Origin of the sequence: Corynebacterium sp. HMSC074C03, assembly GCF_001838285.1 — a bacterium.
GTDB classification, from domain to species: Bacteria; Actinomycetota; Actinomycetes; order Mycobacteriales; family Mycobacteriaceae; genus Corynebacterium; species Corynebacterium amycolatum.
Genome location: NZ_KV836197.1, coordinates 125,590 through 146,237, shown reverse-complemented (window position 1 = coordinate 146,237; position 20,648 = coordinate 125,590). Strand labels below are relative to the sequence as shown.

Sequence of the window (20,648 nt, the reverse complement as noted above, 5' to 3'; positions counted from 1 at the left end):
ACTCACCGATTGAAAAAAATCGACTCTGCGCACAACTGCGATAAAGGTTTGCAGTTGTGCGCATTTTGTTCTCTAAAGGACATCTGCCGTGAACGCTTCTACTAGCTCTGACATTGCCAGTTCTGCTGCTCCCCAGACCTTCACGCGGAGGCAGCATGCTATCGCCTGGGCGGTTCACGGGTTCACGCTGACCGGTTTGGTGTGGGCAACGCTGGCGGTAGTGGCGCTTCTCGACGGCAAGCCGGAATGGATGTGGCTCTGGCTGGGTATCGCGCTTGTCGTCGACGGTGTCGATGGCAACATGGCGCGTAAGCACCACATCAAGGAAGTCGTGCCCTGGTTTAACGGTGCGGTGGTGGACAATATTGTCGACTACCTCACGTGGACGGCCATTCCTGCAGCGTTCATGGTTATGTACCTGCCGCTGGGGCCACGTCCGCTGGCGATTTTCCTGGCCATCGTAATGTTGGTCTCCTCGATGTTCTGTTATGCCAACGAAGCCGCCAAGTCTGGGGACTACTACTTTGTGGGCTTCCCGGCGGCGTGGAATATTGTGGCAGTCCTGCTATGGGTGTGGAATGCGCCGATGGCAGTGTGTATCGCCGCAATCGTTATCTTCAGCACAATGACGTTGGTGCCGCTGCACTACACGCACCCGTTCCGCGTGCAACGCGGCAAGGTGGGCAACATTGCTGCAACGTTTGTCTGGATTGTCACGACAGGCCTGCTTATCGCAATTGTGACGAAAGCGGCGTCGTTAAGCCTGACGGTGAGCCATGCGATGGTGGCCGTCAACGTTGCCGCCGGTGCGTGGCTGATTGTCGGTGGTGTGCGTCGCTCGTTTACCGGCCGGTAGCGGCGGGCAGTTGGTGCAGGATTGTGTGGATGAGGCGGTCGCGTAGCCAGCGGATGAATTCGACGGCGAAGGCGCCCACGATCATGGCGATGACGAATGCGGTGACCCACACGGGATAGTCGCGGCCGTTGAACCAGAAATAGACATACGGCGAGATAAAAGTCACCAGTGTGACCAGCAGTCCCAGCATTCGGCGCCAGAATGAGCTGCCGGTGAACATCTCCACAATTCCCCAGGTGTAGGGGATTGCCGTGATGATGTCGATAGTCCAGAGCACCCAGACATTGCCGTGGAAGCCGGGGACAAAAACTACTGGTAGCGCGCGCAGAGATGAGTAAATCAGCACCACCAGATACGCGAGCACCTTGGGGTTGTAGAGCAGCCGCCAGATCAGGTTGCGCTCAATGAGGTTCGCCCCGACTTTGCGCAGCGCATGCAGATTTTTGCTCTCCATCACCAATGTGTTGGTGCCTTCGAGCAGGTACGCCAGCAGTTTTTGCTGCTCATGCGTGCCATGTGCCCACGCGTGCACTAGCGCAGTCGGCGAGAGTGCAATGGGAACAAGCGGTTCGCCGCGGCGCTTCAGTGCGTCGGGAACCTCCAGGATGTCGTCGTTGAGCTTGTCGACGGCCAGTGCTGGGCCCACCACGTGCACCAGGTCATCACCGAGGATTGCGCGCACCTTGTCCACGTCGCTTTTGGGAAGCGAGCTGAGCCACAGTAGCTGCCTGGAAGACACTGCCATGCGAAGCGCGGTGCCCAGCGCCTCGGCGGCATCATCGATGGCGTAAAAGTTCTGTGTGTTGGTGTGGGCGAGTGAACGCAAGCTGTCGATTATTACGGCATTTTTGGCGTTGAGCTCGCTGAGTCGAGCGACGCCGGAGATTTCGACGACCTGCTCCGCGTCGATGGCGAATGTCCGGGTAAAAGGCAGATCGATTATGGAGCGCAGCACAAGGAATCGCTGTATCGGGGTCATCGCGAAACTTTTTGCACTCACAACTTTCCACACTGCCACAAAGTGGAACTCGGAGTGGTGAATCCTTCCTGGACGACAGTGTTATATACGGTTCGGTCTGTCTAGTGGGGGGTGCGGTTATCCTGCAAAAACGCAATAAACTTGGACTTTTCTCTGCGTATAAAGTAGTTTCCTAAACACCAGATAGACAGGTCTGTCCACAAAACTTAGGAGAACTACTTTCATGCTCATCTCAGGACTAGCGCTGGGCGCCGTGCTCGGCTTTGTTATGCAGCGAGGACGTTTCTGCGTCACCGGTTTCCTGCGCGATATCTTCACTCAGCGCAGCTGGCGCGGCTTCGTCGCCTTGCTGATTGTTATTTCCGTCCACGCCATCGGCCTGGCCGCACTGACCAGCGCCGGCGTGATTACTCCCGAATACAACGAACTGGCACCGGTGGCCGTTATCGTCGGTGGCGTTATCTTCGGGCTGGGTATCGTCCTGGCCGGTGGCTGTGCCTCGGGTACCTGGTACCGCTCCGGTGAGGGCCTGATCGGCTCTTGGATCGCACTGGTCTTTTACGCCCTATCCGCTGCTGCTATGAAGACTGGCTTCCTCAATGGCCTGCAGAATTCCCTGAAGGACCGCACCGTCGGCCTGACCAGCATTCATGCCTCTCTCGGCATTAGCATTTGGCCACTGGTCATCGCGCTGAGCTCCGTCACGGCATACTTCGCTGTCCGCTTCCTGCGCGAAGAATTCTCCGGCCCGCGCCCGGTAACTCTGGCACCGCGTAAGTCCGGTCTCGCGCACATCCTGGCTGAGAAGCCCTGGCACGTGTACGCCACCGCCGCCATCGTCGGTGTACTTGGCGTTATCGCATGGCCGCTGTCCGCAGCTACCGGCCGCAACGATGGCCTCGGCATCACGACTCCGTCCTCCAACCTCGCTAACTACGTTGTCACTGGTGACACCGAGCGTTTCGACTGGGGCGTCCTCCTCGTCCTCGGCATCCTCGTCGGCTCCTTCATCGCGGCCAAGGCCTCCGGTGAATTCCGCCTCCGCGTCCCGGACGCCACCCAGGGCGCTCGCTCGGTCGTCGGCGGCATCTTCATGGGTGTCGGCGCTGCGTGGGCCGGCGGCTGCACCGTCGGTAACGGCATGGTCCAGACCTCGCTGTTCAGCTACCAGGGTTGGCTTGCGCTGGCGTCCATCGCCGCAGGTGTCGCTATCGCCGCAAAGCTCTGGCTGAAGCCGTCCGCACCTTCGCTTAACGACGTCCCGAGCACCCCTTCCACCACCAACGACACGGCGGTATCGGCAACTGCTCCGGTCGCTTCGGCTGCTACTTCTCCTGTGTCCCTGCCGGGTAGCGACAGTGCCGGTGCCGCTGGTACCGAGGCCTCTCCGCTGGCCGGTTCCTTTGCTGTCGCTCCGGTGGCGTTGCTCGACCGGAGCGTCGTCAAGCAGGAAGACGGCAAGCTCAAGCCACTGGGCGATGGGCGATACGAGCTGGACACCGTCGGCGCGGTGTGCCCATTCCCGCTGATCGAGGCCAAGGATGCAATCAACAAGATTGAGGTCGGCGAGGAGCTGGTGATTCCATTCGACTGCACCCAGGCCACGGATGCGATTCCGCGCTGGGCTGCGAAGGATGGCCACGAGGTCACCAACTTTGAGCAGACCGGTGAGGCCGGCTGGACGATTTCCGTTCGCCGAGGGCGATAAGTCCTGGTGGCGCTAGGGGAGCGTCGGTAGGGTGAGGGCATAGATTGATTGACATCAACAACAAAGGAGCTTGACCATGGCAAAGAATATCCGACCACTTAATGCGCTTGTAGCCGCAGGTGCCGCCAGCGTGCTTGCGCTGGCCGGTTGCTCCTCCGATGATTCGACTAATACCGAAGCAAGCAGCACTGTTAGCGAGACCAGCTCGTCGGCAACGGCAACCAGCTCTGAGGACACGGACGACATGGATGACATGGACGATGCCGATGACCACGGTGAGCACGGCGACCATGATGACGATGCAATGGCTGGCCATAATCACCCGGCCGATGGCGGCCCGGCTCCTGAGGGAATGGTTCCGGCTGACAACGCGAAGTTCCCGGTCGGTAGTGAAGTGAAGGTTCTGGCTGATCACATGCCGGGCATGAAGGGGGCAGAAGGCAAGGTTGTTGGTGTTTTCAACACCACCACGTACTCCGTGTCCTACACTCCGACCGATGGCAGTGAACCGGTGAAGGATCACCGTTGGGTTGTTCATGAGGAGCTGGAGAGCCCGGGCGAGGCTCCGCTTGCCGACGGCTCCGAGATCACCATCAATGCCGAGCACATGGCGGGCATGAAGGGTGCCAAGGGCACTGTTGATTACTCCACGCAGGAGCCGGTCTACATGGTTGATATCGACGAAGATGGCATGACCATGAAGAACCACAAGTGGGTTACCGAGAGCGAGCTCGCACCGGAGGACTAACTAGTTAGGCTTAGTCCGCCACTTCTAGGTTGGTTGCTTCGGGCCGGTTGCTTCGGCCTAACTCAATCCATTAAAACCGGGTATCACGCAGGAAGTGTGGTGCCCGGTTTTTTATGCTTCGCGCCTATGCTCGTGTCCAAAAGCCTTCGGGTAGCGCGTGGTCCGACTGTGAGGGGCGGAGACGGCGGGGACGGGGCCGGGGCCGGCGAGGGCAGGGGCGGTCGGCCACTTGTCGATGAGCTATTCACCTGTCGATGCGCTATAGCGTGGCCATCAGTGAATAACGCATCGACAAGTGCTCAGGTAGACCCCACAACGTGCGCATAAGTGGCGGAAAACCATCGATAAGACAAGGGAAGTCATCGACAGGTCACGGAAAACCATCGATAAGTCGGCAACACCAGTGCGCCTGCTCAGCCCACTCAGCCCCGAAGCTGGTATTAATTCGCCGCGTACCTGCATTGGCACTTTCTTAATCAGAAGTGCATTCGCGCATCTCTAAGCGCATAACCCCAGTTCAGTCGGGTGTTAAAAAAGCGTTAATAGGTGCCCGCCGCAGTAGGTATGGGTGTTTTATAACTGTCATGTTCGTAGACATTTTGCTTCTTCTACTCACCGTCGCGGCCTTCCTGCTACTGCAGGGCTGCGCAAAGGCGGTGAAGAAACTATGACGTGGGAATTGATCGGCGGCGCCATTTTAGGTTTGGCGGCATTGGGCTATGTCCTGGTCGCCCTGATTGATCCGGAGCGATTCTCGTGAGCAACGTCATTATGGGATTTGTCCCGGTAATCATCGTGATGGCCGCACTGGCCATCCTTTACATCCCGCTCGGCAATTACATGGGGCGGGTATTCACCACTGATAAGCACTTGGGTGTTGAGCGCGGTTTCTACCGCGCCATCGGTGTGCGCCCAGAGGCCAACCAGCACTGGACAAAGTACACCGCCAGTGTGTTGAGCTTCTCCGCTGTCAGCGTCATCTTCGTCTACCTGCTGCAGCGAATGCAGCAGTGGCTACCGCTCAACCACGGCAAGGGCCCAGTCTCCCCGGACCAGGCGTGGAACACCGCGGTGTCGTTTACCACCAACACCAACTGGCAGTCCTACTCCGGTGAAGAAGCCATGACAGTGCTAACCCAGATGGCTGGCCTGGCAGTTCAGAACTTCGTCTCCGCCGCAGTCGGTATTGCAGTGGCGGTGGCGCTGGTTCGAGGCCTGGCCAACCGTCACGGTGACGGCAACATCGGCAACTTCTGGGTAGATCTGACTCGTACCGTCCTGCGAGTGCTGCTGCCCATCGCCGCTATTGGTGCAATTCTGCTGATTTCGCAGGGTGCCATCCAGAATTTCTCGGCCCCACAGACTATCCAGACTGTCACCGGCGGCAGCCAGACTATCCCGGGCGGTGCCGTGGCATCGCAGGAGGTCATCAAGGAATTGGGCACCAACGGCGGTGGCTACTTCAACGCCAACTCCGCGCATCCATTTGAAAACCCGAATGCGTGGACCAACATGCTGGAAATCTTCCTTATCCTGTTGATTCCGGTCTCGTTGACCAGGGCATTCGGTGTCATCATCGGTGACAAGCGTCAGGGCTGGGCAATTCTGTCCACCATGGCGGTGCTCTACTTCATCTCTCTGGCTGTCGTTATGTCCAGCGAGACTGCGCTGCAGACCTTCCAAGGTGGCGGCATGGAGGGCAAGGAAATGCGCTTTGGCGTGCTGCCGAGTTCCTTCTTTGCGGTGACCACCACCATGACGTCGACAGGCGCGGTGGACAGCTTCCACTCCAGCTACTCACCACTGGCAGGCGGCATGCTCATGCTGAACATGCTGCTGGGCGAGATCAGCCCTGGCGGTGTGGGCTCCGGTCTCTACGGCATGCTCATCATCGCCATCCTGACCGTATTCATCGCCGGCCTGATGGTTGGCCGTACGCCGGAATACCTGGGCAAGCGCATTGGTGTTTCGGAAATCACCAAGGTTTGCCTCTACATCCTGGTCATGCCAGTGCTGGTGCTGGCAGGTGTCGGTATCTCCACCATGCTGCCGTCGACGCTGGACTCCGTGTCCGCTGATGGGCCGCACGGTTTCTCCGACCTGATTTACGCCTTCACCAGTGCGTCCAACAACAATGGTTCGGCATTCGCGGGCTTCGGTGCCGATACCCCGTGGTTCAACATGAGCCTCGGTTTCGCCATGCTGTTTGGTCGCTTTCTTCCAATTGTCATGGTGCTGGGTCTGGCTGGTGACTTTGCCAAGCAGCGACCAGCCGCCGAGACCGCTGGCACCCTGCCAACTCACCGACCGCAGTTTGTCGGCCTGACCGTTGCCATCGCAATCATCGTCAGCGCCCTGACCTTCCTACCAACCCTCGTCCTTGGCCCGCTGACGGAGGTCCTGTCATGAGCAAGAATTCCAACGCATCTTCCGCATTTTCTCCCAGCGCACTGAAAGCGGCTCTGCCGCTGGCGCTGAGCAAGATGAACCCGCGCCAGCTCATCGCCACCCCTGTGATGTTCCTGGTCGAAGTCGGTGCCGCATTTACGCTGGTCCTGGCCATTGCGCACCCGTCGCTGTTCAGTATTTCCATCACAGTGTGGCTGTGGTTGACGGTACTTTTTGCAACGCTGGCGGAAGCCGTCGCTGAGGGCCGCGGCAAGGCACAGGCGGAATCGCTGCGCGCTTCGCGCACCACCTCTGATGCCTTCAAGCTCAACAACGGTGCCAACGCCGCTGCAGCACTGGAGAACCCAGCCGCGCAGACCACCAAGGTCGCGGCCACGGATCTGGTTCCGGGCGACATCGTCATCGTCTCCGCCGGCGAGCCGATTCCCGCCGATGGTGACGTGATCGTCGGCGCTGCCAGTGTCGATGAGTCCGCCATTACCGGTGAGTCCGCGCCGGTCATCCGCGAGGCCGGCGGTGATCGCTGCGCGGTCACCGGTGGTACGCGCGTGCTTTCCGACGCCATCGCCATCGAGGTCACCACCATGCCCGGTGAGAGCTTCATGGATCGCATGATTGGTCTGGTCGAAGGCGCACAGCGCAAAAAGACCCCGAACGAGTTGGCACTTGGTTCCCTGCTGCACGTGTTGACCCTGATCTTCCTCATGGTCGTCATTGCACTTGCACCAATGGCTGTCTTCAACGGCGCTGAGCAGGACCCATTGGTCCTGGTCGCACTGCTGATCTGCCTGATTCCGACCACCATCGGCGCGCTGCTGTCCGCTATTGGTATCGCCGGTATGGACCGTTTAGTGCAGCACAATGTGTTGGCCATGTCTGGCCGTGCGGTTGAGGCCGCTGGTGACGTCGCCACGCTGCTGCTAGACAAGACCGGCACCATCACCTTCGGTAACCGTCAGGCTGCGGAGTTCTCCGAGGTCGGCGACACCACGCACGCTGAATTGGTACACGCCTGCCAGCTTTCTTCGCTTGCCGACGAAACCCCCGAGGGCCGCTCCATTGTCGAGCTCGCGGAAACCGAATCGAATGAACGCATCGACGAATCCGTCTATACCAATGCGACCTTCATTCCCTTTACCGCTCAGACTCGTATGAGTGGTATCGAGTTCCCCGCTACCGGCGGCGAGAAGAACCGCAAGGTAGTCAAGGGTGCCGCAACGGAGATTGTGAAGCTGATGAAGTGCATCGGTGCCACCGTGCCGCCCGAAGTCGATGGCATTGTCCAGCGCATTTCAGAAGCGGGCGGTACCGCGCTGGTGGTCGCCGAGGTATTTGGCGGCGACGAAGTAACCAGCGGTGAGTCCGGACGAGTGCTGGGTGTTATTTATCTCAAGGACGTCGTTAAGCCTGGCATGCGTGAGCGTTTTGATCAGCTGCGTGAAATGGGCATTCGTACCGTCATGATCACGGGCGACAATGCGGTGACGGCGCATGCGATTGCGAAGGAGGCCGGTGTCGACGATGTGCTCGCTGAGGCCACCCCGGAGCAGAAGCTAGAGTTGATCCGCAAGGAGCAGTCGAAGGGACGCCTGGTCGCCATGACCGGTGACGGCACCAACGATGCACCGGCATTGGCGCAGGCAGATGTGGGCGTGGCAATGAACACTGGTACGTCGGCGGCGAAGGAAGCGGCCAACATGGTGGACCTGGATTCGGACCCGACCAAGCTCATTGACGTGGTGGGAATTGGCAAGCAGTTGTTGATTACCCGCGGTGCGCTGACCACCTTCTCCATTGCCAATGACGTGGCGAAGTACTTCGCCATCATTCCAGCCATGTTCGTCACGGTGCTGCCTGGCCTGGACAAGCTCAACATCATGAACCTGCACTCGCCGGAAAGCGCCATCCTGTCTGCGGTGATCTTCAACGCGCTCGTGATTGTCGCCTTGATTCCACTGGCTCTCAAGGGCGTGAAGTACCGCGCTGGTTCCGCAGCATCGCTGCTGAGCCGCAATCTGCTCATCTTCGGTGTCGGTGGCATCATCGCACCGTTTATCGGCATCAAAATTATTGACCTCCTGCTCTCTGGAGTGTTCGGGATGTAAGTGCCTTGGCCTCGCGCCGAAAGGCGCAGCCGGCACACAGCACTTGGCATCTCGCAACATGTGAAAAGAATCGAGAAGGACATGAACAAGAACTTTCGGTTGGTATCCACCACAATCAAGGCATACTTGCTGCTCACCGTGGTTATCGGCCTGCTGTACCCAGCCGCAATCTGGGTAGTGGGGCGAATCTGGTCCGATAACGCTGATGGCTCGATGATGTATGACTCCGCAGGCAAGGCCCAGGGTTCGGAGCTCATTGCCCAAGAAGTGACAAAGCCGGGATTTTTCTACCCGCGCCCGTCTGCTGCGGGGGATAATGGCTACGACGCGATGTCGTCTTCGGCATCGAACGTGTCGCCGTATAGCAAGGAGTTCCAGGCTGAAATCGAACAGCGCCGCACCGATGTCGCTGCCCGCGAGGGCATCGACCCGGCCCAGGTACCGGTGGAGGCAGTCACCGCCTCCGGTTCCGGTCTGGATCCGCATATCTCCGAGAAGTACGCACAGCTGCAAGCACCGCGTGTGGCTAAGGAACGCAACCTGCCACAGGCAGAGGTTGAGCGTTTAATCTCGGAAAATAGTGAGAAAGCAATCACGGAACAGGGCTCGCAGGAAGGTGGGCAACTGGTCAACGTCGTAAAGCTCAACGCCGCGCTGGCAAACGGACAGTGAGCGTAATTCGACGCGTCGACAACGTACGGTAGTGAGGTCCTAAGAGATGACCCAGCGAGGAAAACTGAAGGTCTACCTGGGGTTTGCCCCGGGTGTGGGGAAGACGTGCGCCATGCTCAATGAAGGCCACGATCTGTATTCCCGTGGGCACGAGGTGGTCGTTGGCCTGGTGGAACACCATGGGCGTGAGCGCACGAAGAAGCTCATTGAGGGCCTGCCGGTGCTGGATTGTCGTGAGGTGAGCTACCACGGCAATACCTACCGTGAGCTCGACGTGGACGCGATTATCGCGGCGCGCCCTGAGGTCGCTCTTGTCGATGAGCTCGCGCACACCGTCGTCACCGAGGAACCGGGCAACGAGTTCGTTCAGCAACGCAAGCGCTGGCACGATGTCTACCAGCTTCTCGACGAAGGCATCGATGTCATCTCGACGATGAACATCCAGCATTTGGAATCGCTTAACGACGTCGTTGCGGCCGTCACCGGCGTGCGCCAGATGGAGACGGTACCCGACCGTGTCCTGCGCGATGCGGACGAGATTGAGCTCATCGACTTGAGCCCGGACGCCCTGCGCATCCGCCTGTCTCGCGGTGAGATTTACCAAAAGGAGCAGGCGGAGCTGGCGCTGCGCAAGTACTTCCGCCCGGGCAACCTCAGCGCCCTGCGTGAGCTGGCTCTTTTGTGGCTGGCTGACAAGGTCGAGGAGGTCCTGGACGCTTACCGCGAAGACGAGGAGATCGACGACCACTGGACCACGCGTGAGCGCGTCGTGGTGGCCGTGCGCGATGATGAGAACGCGGAGTCCATGATTCGCCGCGGTGCCCGCATGACCGGGCGCGTGGCCGGCCGCGAGATGATTGTCGTGCACATTACCGGCGAGGACGACGGCCTTGACCGCGGATATTTGCGTCGGCTGCGCAAGCTGCAGGATCTCACCGAATCGCTCGGTGGGCAGTGGCGCACCATCGTCGGTGATGACGTGCCGGGAATTCTGCTGGAATTCTCCCGCACTGTCAATGCATCGCAGCTGGTCATCGGCTCGGAGCGAGGACTGCGGCGCTATGTGGGGTTGAGTACTTCGCAGAGGATTATTGACCAGTCCGGGCCGATTGACGTGCACATTATCTCCAGCTCATCGGAGAAAAAGGCTAAGCGCCGCAAGAAACTGCGCTCTCGCTTTTCCAAGGAGCGACGTATCACCGGTTGGCTGCTGGCACTGGTGGGGCCAGTGCTACTGACGTTGCTGCTCTACCAGCTGGACACCGGCCCGGAGTTCCTGGGCGTACTGCTGCTGACCTACCTGATGCCGGTAGTCTTCGCCGCTATGGCGGCAGGATTGGTGCCGGCGCTGGCGGCAGTGGTTGTCTCCTCAATTCTGGCAAACTGGTACTTCACCGCTCCGGTGAACACCCTGACTATCACCGAGCCGGCCAGCTTGGCGCAAATCCTGCTCTTCGGTGTGATTGCGGCGGCTGTGGCGACGGTGGTGGAACGTTCCGAGCGCCGCCGCGAGATGGCGGACAGGAGTCTGCATCAGGCAGTCGTAATGTCCGAGTTGGCACACGGTGTCGTCCACGGTGGCGACAACATGTCCAACCTGGTCCACAGCCTGGCGGATACGTTCTCCATGGAGCGCGTGGACGTGCAGCGCTACTCCTCAGAGCGCAAGAAGTGGCTTCCGATCGTCACCACCGCCGAGCACGGTCTATCCGAGCCCTGGCCCTCCGAGCTACCGATGACTAAGGTCAGCTCCGGCGATGACCTGCGTTTTGTGCTCAGTGGCCGTGAACTCACCGCCGCTGAGACCGCCATGATTGCCGCACACGGCTCGCGCATCCGTGCGCTCATGGACATGGAGGAGATTGCCGCGATGCGCCGCGCCACCGCTGCCCTCGAGGCGGGCAACCGCGTGGGCAGCGCGGTGCTGACCGCCGTTTCACACGACCTGCGCACACCGCTGGCCAGCATCAAGGCTGCGATCTCCAGCATGAACATGGAGGACGTCGAGCTTGACGACGAAACGCGTCTCATCCTCATGGAGACAATCGAGAGTTCCGCTGACCGCCTAGAGGTGGTCATTGGCAACCTACTCGATGCCAGCCGCATTGATTCCAACAGCAAGCGTGTGGATAGTGTGCCGGTTAGCGTCTCCGATGTTGCGGACGCGGTATGTGCGGAGCTGCCGGAAGCCGCAGGTCACATCGACCGCGATATTGACCATGACGCCTGCATGGTGGAAGGCGATCCGGGGCTTATCCAGCGCATTGTTTCCAACATCGTCATCAACGGTCGTCAGTACGCACCGGAGTCGAGCCTGACCATTCGTACGCGGCCCAGCGAGCGCGGTGTGCGCGGTCCCGCCGACATGCCGGTTATGGGCTCGCTGGGTGCTATCGCTGCGAGCGCATGCATAGACATTTTGATCATTGACCACGGTAAGGGCATCCCGGAGGATAAGTTGGAGGAGATTTTTCAACCGTTCCAACGCCTTGGCGACTACTCGGCACAATCTCAGGGCCTTGGTCTGGGACTTGCCGCCGCCTCGCGTTTTGCCGACGCCATGGGAGGCGCCATCCGCGCCGAACAGACACCCGGCGGCGGTGCTACCTTCGTGCTGACGTTGCCGCGTGCAATGGGCGAGAGAAAGTAGGATTCCATGAATCTCAGTTCAGGACAACCCGCTGGTCAGGCTGGCAACAAACCCGGGCGAAAGATACTCATCGTCGAGGATGATGTCGCCATGGCCCGCACTGTGCTTGTCAGTTTAAAAGCCCGCGGTTACGAGCCACGTGTCGCGCAAACGGCGACGCGGGCGTTAGCCGCGGTCAGCGAGTGGAAGCCCGACGCCGTTCTCCTGGATCTGGGCTTGCCCGATGTCAGTGGCCTGGAAGTTCTGCGTTCTTTGCGCAGGTGGAGCGATATTCCAGTGCTGATTGTCTCCGCGCGTCACGACGAGGCGGGGAAAATCAACGCCCTCAATGAAGGGGCCGATGACTACGTCACCAAGCCTTTCTCGATGGGGGAGTTGTTGGCTCGGCTGCGTTCAACCATGCGGCGTGCCAGCAAAGTAGTGGTCGAAGAGGTGCCGAAGGTGACCTCCGCAGATGGTCATCTAATGGTTGACCTGGCCAAACGGCAAGTTCTCGTGGCGGACGAGCTCGTGCATCTGACCCCGCGCGAGTGGGACATCCTGGTCTACCTGGTGCAGCATCGTGGCGAACTGGTGACCAAACTGGAGCTTCTCAAGGCCGTCTGGGGTGACCAGTACGAAAAAGAGACCAATTACCTGCGCGTTTACATCTCCCAGCTGCGCCACAAGATTGAGCCCCAGCAAGCTCACAATAAGTACTTGCGCACTGAGGTGGGGGTCGGTTATCGCATGGTGCTGGACGAGGAGTAGCAGCCGGCTGCTTGCCCGTCCTTGCTTGCCCGCCTGCACGTTCCCGCCCGCACCTTCCCGCCTTCCCGCTCGCCTGTCTGCCTCTCCCTGCGACTTCACGACACCTATGTCACCTCATGCCACCTCCACAGCTGGCACGAGGTGACATAGGTGTCGTGAAGTGCGATTTGCCCCAGCCCAGAGGGTGGAGTGAAGTGCCGTGTGTGTGGGGGGGGGAGTGGGGCGCGGCACCGCCCAGCTACAGATCCAAATCCAGCGAAGCGCCCGGAATAGCGTCCAGCAGCCGCTGGGTGTATTCCTTCTCCGGGTGGTCGAAGAGGTCGTCGGTAGGACGGTGCTCCACCATCTTGCCGTGCTCCATCACGATGACCTCATCAGCCACCTGCCGCACCACAGCGAGGTCATGCGTAATAAAGAGGTAGGCCAAATCCATCTCTTCCTGCAGCTCAGCAAGCAGTTCGAGCACCTGCGCCTGGACCACCACGTCCAGGGCGGACACGGCCTCATCACAGACCACAACTTCAGGGTTTAGCGCCAGTGCACGCGCGACGGCCACGCGCTGTCGCTGGCCACCTGACAGCTCACCGGGGAAGCGGCGACCCATCTCCGCGGGCAGCGCGACGCGGTCGAGAAGCTCGAATACGCGCTGCTCACGCTCCTGTTTGGTGCCAATCTTGTGAATCCGCAGCGGCTCCTCGATGGAGGAATGCACCGTGCGCATCGGGTCCAGCGTCGCATACGGGTTCTGGAAAATCGGCTGAATGCGACGCCGCAGTTCCAGCTCCTCTTTACGATCCCGGCCCTGGACGCGTTTACCGTCGAAAAGCACTTCGCCCTCTGTCGGATCGAGCAGCCCCAGTGCCATGTTGGCGACAGTGGACTTACCCGAACCGGATTCGCCCACGATACCGATGGTGCGACCGCGACGCAGCGTAAAGCTGATGTCATCGACGGCGCGAAAGGAATCCTTGCGCCACGGACGGTCGCCGGGGATGGCAAAGTCGCGCACCAAGTTCTTCGCGACCAGAATCTCCTTCTGATCCGCATCCGATGTCGTCGGCGCCGCCACCACGCGATCACCGCGCCGGGCAGCCAGCGACGGAGCCGCCGCGATCAGCTGCTTGGTGTATGGATGCTGCGGGCGAGTGAGGACTTCCAGGGCAGGGCCGGTCTCCACGACACGTCCTGCTTGCATAACGACGAGTCGGTCAGCGCGCTCGGCAGCCAAACCGAGGTCATGAGTAATAAGCACCACGGACGTGCCGAGTTCGCTAGTGAGCTTGTCGAGGTGGTCGAGGATCTTCTTCGCCACGGTCACGTCGAGCGCGGAAGTGGGCTCATCGGCAATCAGTAGCTTTGGGTGCGCGGCCAAGCCCATCGCGATAAGTGCGCGCTGGCGCATACCACCGGAGAACTCGTGCGGGTATTGGTCGATGCGCTTTTTAGCATTCGGCAGGCCGGCCTGTTCCAGCAGCTCAATCGCCTTTTTGTGGGCTTCAGAGCCAGTGGCGATGTTATTGGCGCGCAGCGCCTCCTTAATCTGGGAACCGATAGTCCACACCGGATTGAGGTTGGTCATCGGATCCTGGGGGACCAGGCCAATGCCGTTGCCGCGGATGCTAACAAACTCGCGGTCTGTCAGGTGCGTGATGTCACGGCCATCGAAGGTGATGGTGCCACCGGTGACTTCACCATCACCGGGCAACAGCCCCAGTGCGGCGTGGACAGTGGTGGACTTACCCGATCCGGACTCGCCGACAATGGCGACTGTCTCACCGGGGAAAACCTCCAGGTCAACGTTGTGCACCACATCGGTCAACGATTTACTGCGGCGGCCGGACGCTGTGGTCGTCGGAAAGCCAATGCAGACATCCTTCAAGGTGAGAATGGGCGCTGCGGAAGTATTGGTGTCGGTGCTCATCGACGACGCTCCTTCGGGTCGAGAGAATCCTTCAAAGCGTCACCCATGAGGATGAAGCCGAGAACGGTAATCGCCAGGGCGAGTGCTGGCCAGAACAGGTTGGACGGGGCCTGGCGGAGCACCTGCTGTGCGACAGAGATGTCGTTGCCCCAGGAAACGGTGGTCGTTGGCAAGCCAATGCCCAAGTAGGACAGCGTGGCTTCGGCGACGATGTAAATACCCAGTGAGGTCGTGGCCATAACGATGACAGGGGCGAGGCAGTTCGGCAGCACATGGCGGAAGAGAATGCCAGTGTTGGACAGACCGAGCGCCTTGGAAGCGGTGACGTATTCCTCGTTCTTCACCGAGATCACTGAGGAGCGTACCACGCGCGCCATCTGCGGCCAGCCGAAAGCAGCGAGCACGAAGACCACGGACCAGATGGTGCGTTCGGTAAACAGCTGCATCAGCACGATGCCGGCCAGAATCAGTGGAATAGCAAAGAACATATCCGTGATGCGGGAGAGCACCGCATCGACCCAACCGCCGAGATAACCGGCAATCGCGCCGAGGATGATGCCCACCACGGTCACAGCCAGGGTGACGCCGATGCCGACGATGACCGAGGCGCGGGCACCGTAGATGACACGGGCGTAGACGTCGTAGCCCTGTTGAGTGAAGCCCATCGGGTGGCCGTCGCGGGCTGGGGCCAGCGAGTCACGCAGGTTTGCCGCCGTCGGGTCCACAGAGGTGAACAGCGACGGGAACGCGGCCACTGCGATGGAGAGCAAAATGATGAATGCGGAAACCCAGAACAGTGGGCGGTAACGCAGGTTCTGCCAGGCCGAACCCCAGAGCCCCAGTGGCGGGGTATCCGGTAACTGCTTGTGGTCGGGGTTCGTCGCCGGATTTGGTGCCTGTGCGGTGCCGGCCTGTGCGGTGCCGGCCTGCGCGGTGTTGGCCTGCTTTTCGGGCTGAGTCGAATCTAACTGCGTCGAATCTGGCTTAGGCATAACGAATCCTCGGATCCAGGACTGCGTAGAGCAAGTCGATGAGCAAGTTGGCGAACATGTAAATAACCACCAGGATGGTCACGATGCTGACCACGGTGGGAGCTTCACCAATCTGGACGGCGTGGAAGATCAGGCCACCGATACCGGGCACGTTGAAGATGCCCTCGGTGACGATTGCGCCACCCATCAGAGCGGCGAGATCAGCGCCGATGAAGGTTACAACGGGAATCAGCGAGTTACGCAAGATGTGGCGGCGGGTGACTTCAGAAGTTGGCAAGCCCTTGGCGCGGGCGGTGCGCACGAAGTCAGCATGGCGTGCCGACGAAACCTCCGAGCGCGTCAGTCGCAGAACATAAGCAACCGAGACGAGACCTAGCACGAATGCCGGAAGTAGTAGGGAGGTAAAGGAGGCATCGCTACCAACGGTGGGGGAGACGATCTCCCAGCGCACACCGAAGAGGTAGCGGGCCACGAAGCCGAGCACGAAGGTCGGAGTTGCGATAACCAGCAGGGACATCACCAGAACGGTGGAGTCGAAGAAGCCGCCCTTGCGCATACCGGCAATAACGCCGAGGCCAATACCGAAAATGGCCTCAATGGCAACGGCCATCAGCGCCAGGCGAATCGTAATAGGGAAAGCCAGCGCGATTTCCTCGCCGACCGAGCGGCCGGAGAAGGTCTCGCCCATATCCAGGGTGAACAGGCCCTTGAGGTACTCCCAGTACTGGACGAGGAAAGGCTCATCCAGGTGGTAGTGGGCGCGTAGCGCTGCGACCTGCTCCGGTGGCAGCTGCTTATCGCCAGCCAGTGCGGCAATGGGGTCGCCTGGCATGGCGAAGACCATTGCATAAATCAGCAGTGTGGCACCGAAGAATACCGGCACCATCTGCAGGAGTCTCTTTCCGATATACCAACCCATGGTGCTAGTCCTTCTCAATCATTGGGTAGTCCAAGATTCCGTCCCACATCACTACGGCATTGCGCAGCTTCGGGTTCCACGCCACTGAAGCATTGGGGTACCACAGCGGAATCGCTGGCAGGTCCTCCATCAGCACAGATTGAGCCTTGACATAAATTGGCTTGGCATCTTCTGCGCTCTTTGCCGAGGCAGCCTCCTGAATCAGCTTGTCGAACTCCGGGTTGGAGTAGTGGTTGTCATTCGAGGAGCCACCAGTGACGAACTGCGGAAGCATATAGTTGGCCACAGATGGGTAGTCAGCTGCCCAACCAGTGCGGTAGCCGCTGGTGATGGTCTCGTTGGAGATTTCATCGCGCAGCTGCTTGAACGTCGGGTAGGCCTTACCGTGGGAATCGATGCCGAGGGTCTCGCCAATCATGTTGGTCACCGCTTCGACCCACTGCTGGTGTCCGCCGTCGGCGTTGTAGGCAATGTCGAACGAGCCAGTAAACGGCGCAATTTTGTTGGCCTCGGCCCACAGTTGGCGAGCCTTCTTCGGGTTGTATTCCAGCACCTCTTGGCCAGGTACGTTCGGGTCAAGGTCGCCGAGCGTCAACGAGCTGAACTCGCGCGCCGGGGTGCGGGTATCGAAGAAAATCTTCTCGGTGATTAGTTTCCGGTCAATCGCCATGGAAATCGCTTGACGACGAAGCTTGCCCTCTTCACCCGAAAAACCTGGCAGATTTCGCGGAATTGCGAAGTACTGCGAAGAGGAGGTCGGGACGTTTGCGCTGGAGTCGGGGAAATCGGTTTCGAAGCTGGCCAGCGCCGTTGGTGGAATTGTGCGTGGCAGCGTGTCCAGGCGGCCTGCCTGGAGGTCTGCGTATGCGGTGTCCACGTCCGAGTAGAATCGGTATACCAGGCCGTTGTTACGGGCCTTGTGCTCACCGGCGAAGTCATCATTGCGGACCACGGTTAGCTGGTTGTTGTGCAGCCAAGCGCGGCCTTCGGCCATCTTGTACGGGCCATTGCCGATTGGGTGTTCACCGAAAGCCTTCTTGTCTTCGAACGCTGCCTTCGGCAGTGGCATAAACGCGACATAGCCGAGGCTGAGCGGGAAGGAGGAATCTGGGGTGGTCAGATCTACGGTGAACTTCAGATCGTCGACCTTTTTCAGACCGGAGAGTGTTTTCTCCGTGGCCTTTTCTCCCGAGACAGCATCAAAGCCCTGCACGTTTGCGAAGAAGGACTGCTGCTTCTGCAGGTTCGGGCCGTAGGCAGCGTAATTCCAGGCATCGATGTAGCTCTGCGCGGTGACGGGTTCGCCGTTGTGGAAGGTCCAGCCCGGTTTCAGCGTGATGTCGAAATGAGTCGAGTCCTCGTTGGGCTTAATTTCTGCCGCATGGTCCAGGATCATCGAGCCGTCGGTGTCGTAGCGCACCAGACCTGAGTAGAGCACGCGGAGGATATCGCCACCACCGGTTTCATTGGTGTCAGTAGTGTACAGCAGCGACTGCGGTTCGGAGTTCTGAACCACAATGAACCCGGCGCCGACCTGTTGCTGGTCAGTGCTGCAGGCAGCAAGTGCAGCGCCCGGTAGGACAATTGCCAGCAAAGCCGCCAGGATTTGGCGGACATGCAGCGTGAACTTTCCTTTTTCGCTGAGCGCTGTTGCGTGCAGTTTTGTGGCACGGAACTTCTCTCGCTGTCGGAGCTTCCGCCGGAGTTTCTGCCGGGTGTGGAAGGGGCCGGAGGCAACGGGTCTATGCATCGCGAGCCTTTCTAGATTCTGCCAGCTAGGCGATATGAATTTGGTGATCGGCTCACTCCAAACGACTCAGCTACCCACCTCCCAGCTGCTTAGCAATGGCGGTGGTGAAACCTTTGGTTGTGACGGACTCTAAGGTTTGGATACGACCGTTCAATACAGTCTCTAACCTTACAAGTCCAAAAAACATATGAGTATTAATCAGGCGAACCATCCCTTATTTGACGGCGTCTTTTACCCTCGATTGGGGAGTTAATCCTGTGCAGCGGTGAAACGTTGTAACATCCTGGCACCCCCGCAGGGGTTGCCCTCTGGCTCTCCGCGACGCTGGCGCTCAGCCAGGCCCCATCCGCGTTTTGGCCACCCGCGTTGGTCCCATCCTCGGGCTCCGTCCGCGGGCTCCGTCCGCGGGCCCCATCCGCGACTTCACGACACCTACGTCACCTCATGCCACCTCCACAGCTGACACGAGGTGACACCCGTGTCGTGAAGTGGGCTTTGGGGCTTGGTGGAGGGGCGCCGGAGCGCCGCCAAGCCAGCGCATTAAGTCCCGCAGTACGAGTGGAAAGCCCCCAACTCCCGCGGTGCCGGCTCAGTGAACCCCGCTGGGACGTCTTGCAACTCAAAGGGGTTGGTTACCGCCTCCAGCAGGTGCCGGTAGGCGGCCAAATCCCCCGTCCCTGCTTCTCCTGTCGCCCCTGCCTTCGCTAACGCTTCCGTGACCAGGTGATTTCGCGGAATATACAGTGGGTTTGTTTCCTCCATAAGTGCCAGGGCCGTCGCCTGGTCGATTCCTAGCTCCTCCCGCGTCCGCTGCCACAACTGCCTCCACTCAGTCGCGGCAGCGGGGAACGCAGGATCATCAGACAGTCTGGTCAGCGCGGTCAGCGCAGTGAAATCCTGCCCATCATCGCTGGCAAGAACCTCAATCAGCGCCCGATGAGCATTCGTGTGGTCGAGCCCAAACTTCGCCAGCAACGCCTGCCACTGCTGTACCAAGGGGATGGCCAGCGGGTCGTCGTAAAGCGAGGGGAGAATCCCCAACTTGGGCAGCCACCTGCGGCTGAGCGCATCGGTGAACTCGTCGGCGAATTCTCCCAGGATGTCGCGGGCGCGTGCGAGGGCATCCTCCGGGGTGCCTGCGAAATGCGGCAGCAAAGTCTCCGCGAGCTTCGACATGTTCCACCCCGCGATTGTTGGCTGCGCGCCGTACGCGTATCGACCGCCGCGATCAATACTGCTAAACACTGCCCGCGGATCGTGCGCATCCAGAAACGCACACGGCCCAAAGTCGATGGTCTCGCCCGCGATGCTGGCATTGTCGGTGTTCATCACACCGTGGACAAAACCGCAGGCCAGCCACGCCGCAACGAGATTGGCTTGCCGCTTGACGACGTCCCGGAGAACCGACTCCGCCGAACCCTCGTAGCCATGCCGCTGCGCGGCGAAGTCGATGAGCCGATCCATAATTCCGGTGTCCGCTCCGGAGCGTGCGACCAGCTCGAACGTGCCGACTCGCAGGTGGCTGGATGCTACGCGCACGACAATGCCGCCCGGTTGAAGTTCGGTGGTGGGGTCGGTGTTGTCGAAAGGGGTTTGTGAGCCGCGGTAGATTTCCTCGCCGGTTTTGATGACCGCCAGCGCGCGGGTGGTGGGAATGCCGAGCGCATACATGGCTTCGCTGATGAGGTACTCCCGCAGGGCGGAGGTCAGCGTAGCTTTGCCATCACCGCCACGGGAGAAGGTCGTGGGGCCGGTGCCTTTCGCCTGAATCTCGTAGGCCTGGGTGTTGTCGCTGTGGGTTGTCTCTTTGGGGTAATCCGGCAGTCCAGTCAGCCCCGGTTCAGCCTCAACTGTGGCAAGCAAGAGCGCGCGACCATCACCGAGTAGGCCTGCGAAGTTACCGAACTGGTGGCCGGCGTAGGCCGTGGCCATCGGGGTTGTGTATGCGCCGGGTGGGGTATCGGTTTCCTTGCCGACTCCGCGGCCAGTGAGGAACTTCAGGCCAGCGTCTGACCGGAGCCACTGTGGGGAAAGGCCGAGCTGGCTCGCGAGTTCGTCGTTAAGCATGACGAGCTGCGGCGATGGGGCGTCAAACCCCTGCTGGTCGATAGCGAGTTCAGGCAGTGCGGAGGGCAGATCAACGACGTTTCTAGCCATGTGCGCAGTTTAACGGGGATGTCCTTACAGGT

The 20,648-nt window shown here is 60.0% G+C and carries 15 protein-coding genes; 9 read left to right on the top strand and 6 right to left on the bottom strand.

The window, feature by feature from the left end; all coding sequences use genetic code 11:
• Positions 1 to 88: 88 nt before the first annotated feature.
• The gene (locus HMPREF2847_RS02905) at positions 89 to 856 is read left to right on the top strand and encodes a CDP-alcohol phosphatidyltransferase family protein (RefSeq protein ID WP_070851458.1); all 768 of its coding nucleotides are present in this window, start codon (positions 89 to 91) and stop codon (positions 854 to 856) included.
• On the opposite strand, the gene HMPREF2847_RS02900 is transcribed toward HMPREF2847_RS02905, so the two are convergent.
• On the bottom strand, positions 843 to 1,835 hold the full coding sequence (locus HMPREF2847_RS02900) for a hypothetical protein (protein WP_070600990.1): 993 nt from the start codon (positions 1,833 to 1,835) through the stop codon (positions 843 to 845). The two genes, HMPREF2847_RS02905 and HMPREF2847_RS02900, sit on opposite strands and share 14 nt — an antisense overlap.
• Before the next feature lie 223 nt (positions 1,836 to 2,058).
• On the opposite strand from HMPREF2847_RS02900, the gene HMPREF2847_RS02895 reads away from it, so the two are divergent.
• The 8 genes from HMPREF2847_RS02895 to HMPREF2847_RS02860 all read left to right on the top strand — a co-directional run bounded on the left by HMPREF2847_RS02895 (position 2,059) and on the right by HMPREF2847_RS02860 (position 12,877).
• Positions 2,059 to 3,543 (top strand): YeeE/YedE thiosulfate transporter family protein, encoded by a 1,485-nt coding sequence (locus HMPREF2847_RS02895; RefSeq protein ID WP_070851457.1) that lies wholly within the window; start codon positions 2,059 to 2,061, stop codon positions 3,541 to 3,543.
• Between the two features lie 76 nt (positions 3,544 to 3,619).
• Positions 3,620 to 4,291: a YdhK family protein gene (locus HMPREF2847_RS02890; RefSeq protein WP_083327301.1), complete on the top strand. Its 672-nt coding sequence runs from the start codon at positions 3,620 to 3,622 to the stop codon at positions 4,289 to 4,291.
• A gap of 667 nt (positions 4,292 to 4,958) precedes the next feature.
• Complete coding sequence (locus HMPREF2847_RS02885) at positions 4,959 to 5,051, top strand: potassium-transporting ATPase subunit F (RefSeq protein ID WP_048734304.1); 93 nt, start codon at positions 4,959 to 4,961, stop codon at positions 5,049 to 5,051.
• Positions 5,048 to 6,700, top strand: a complete 1,653-nt coding sequence (gene kdpA, locus HMPREF2847_RS02880) for a potassium-transporting ATPase subunit KdpA (RefSeq protein ID WP_070851456.1) — start codon at positions 5,048 to 5,050, stop codon at positions 6,698 to 6,700. Before HMPREF2847_RS02885 ends, kdpA begins: the two co-directional genes overlap by 4 nt.
• Positions 6,697 to 8,805: a potassium-transporting ATPase subunit KdpB gene (gene kdpB, locus HMPREF2847_RS02875; protein ID WP_070851455.1), complete on the top strand. Its 2,109-nt coding sequence runs from the start codon at positions 6,697 to 6,699 to the stop codon at positions 8,803 to 8,805. The genes kdpA and kdpB overlap by 4 nt, the downstream gene beginning before the upstream one ends.
• 81 nt (positions 8,806 to 8,886) lie before the next feature.
• The gene (gene kdpC / locus HMPREF2847_RS02870) at positions 8,887 to 9,477 is read left to right on the top strand and encodes a K(+)-transporting ATPase subunit C (protein WP_070429892.1); all 591 of its coding nucleotides are present in this window, start codon (positions 8,887 to 8,889) and stop codon (positions 9,475 to 9,477) included.
• Positions 9,478 to 9,523: 46 nt separating this feature from the next.
• Positions 9,524 to 12,127, top strand: a complete 2,604-nt coding sequence (locus HMPREF2847_RS02865; RefSeq protein ID WP_070851454.1) for a sensor histidine kinase — start codon at positions 9,524 to 9,526, stop codon at positions 12,125 to 12,127.
• Positions 12,128 to 12,133: 6 nt separating this feature from the next.
• Complete coding sequence (locus tag HMPREF2847_RS02860) at positions 12,134 to 12,877, top strand: response regulator transcription factor (RefSeq protein ID WP_049181799.1); 744 nt, start codon at positions 12,134 to 12,136, stop codon at positions 12,875 to 12,877.
• A 238-nt stretch (positions 12,878 to 13,115) separates the two neighbouring features.
• On the opposite strand, the gene HMPREF2847_RS02855 is transcribed toward HMPREF2847_RS02860, so the two are convergent.
• The 5 genes from HMPREF2847_RS02855 to HMPREF2847_RS02835 all read right to left on the bottom strand — a co-directional run bounded on the left by HMPREF2847_RS02855 (position 13,116) and on the right by HMPREF2847_RS02835 (position 20,616).
• Positions 13,116 to 14,798: a dipeptide ABC transporter ATP-binding protein gene (locus tag HMPREF2847_RS02855; protein ID WP_070851453.1), complete on the bottom strand. Its 1,683-nt coding sequence runs from the start codon at positions 14,796 to 14,798 to the stop codon at positions 13,116 to 13,118.
• Entirely contained in the window at positions 14,795 to 15,790 is a 996-nt protein-coding gene (locus tag HMPREF2847_RS02850) for an ABC transporter permease (RefSeq protein ID WP_070851452.1), read from the bottom strand. The genes HMPREF2847_RS02855 and HMPREF2847_RS02850 overlap by 4 nt, the downstream gene beginning before the upstream one ends.
• Positions 15,783 to 16,709, bottom strand: a complete 927-nt coding sequence (locus tag HMPREF2847_RS02845) for an ABC transporter permease (protein WP_016421610.1) — start codon at positions 16,707 to 16,709, stop codon at positions 15,783 to 15,785. Before HMPREF2847_RS02845 ends, HMPREF2847_RS02850 begins: the two co-directional genes overlap by 8 nt.
• A 4-nt stretch (positions 16,710 to 16,713) precedes the next feature.
• A complete protein-coding gene (locus HMPREF2847_RS02840; protein ID WP_070851451.1) occupies positions 16,714 to 18,459 on the bottom strand; it encodes a peptide ABC transporter substrate-binding protein in 1,746 nt (581 codons plus the stop codon).
• Between the two features lie 540 nt (positions 18,460 to 18,999).
• Positions 19,000 to 20,616, bottom strand: coding sequence for a protein adenylyltransferase SelO (locus tag HMPREF2847_RS02835; RefSeq protein ID WP_070851450.1), 1,617 nt, complete (start codon positions 20,614 to 20,616; stop codon positions 19,000 to 19,002).
• Positions 20,617 to 20,648: the final 32 nt, after the last annotated feature.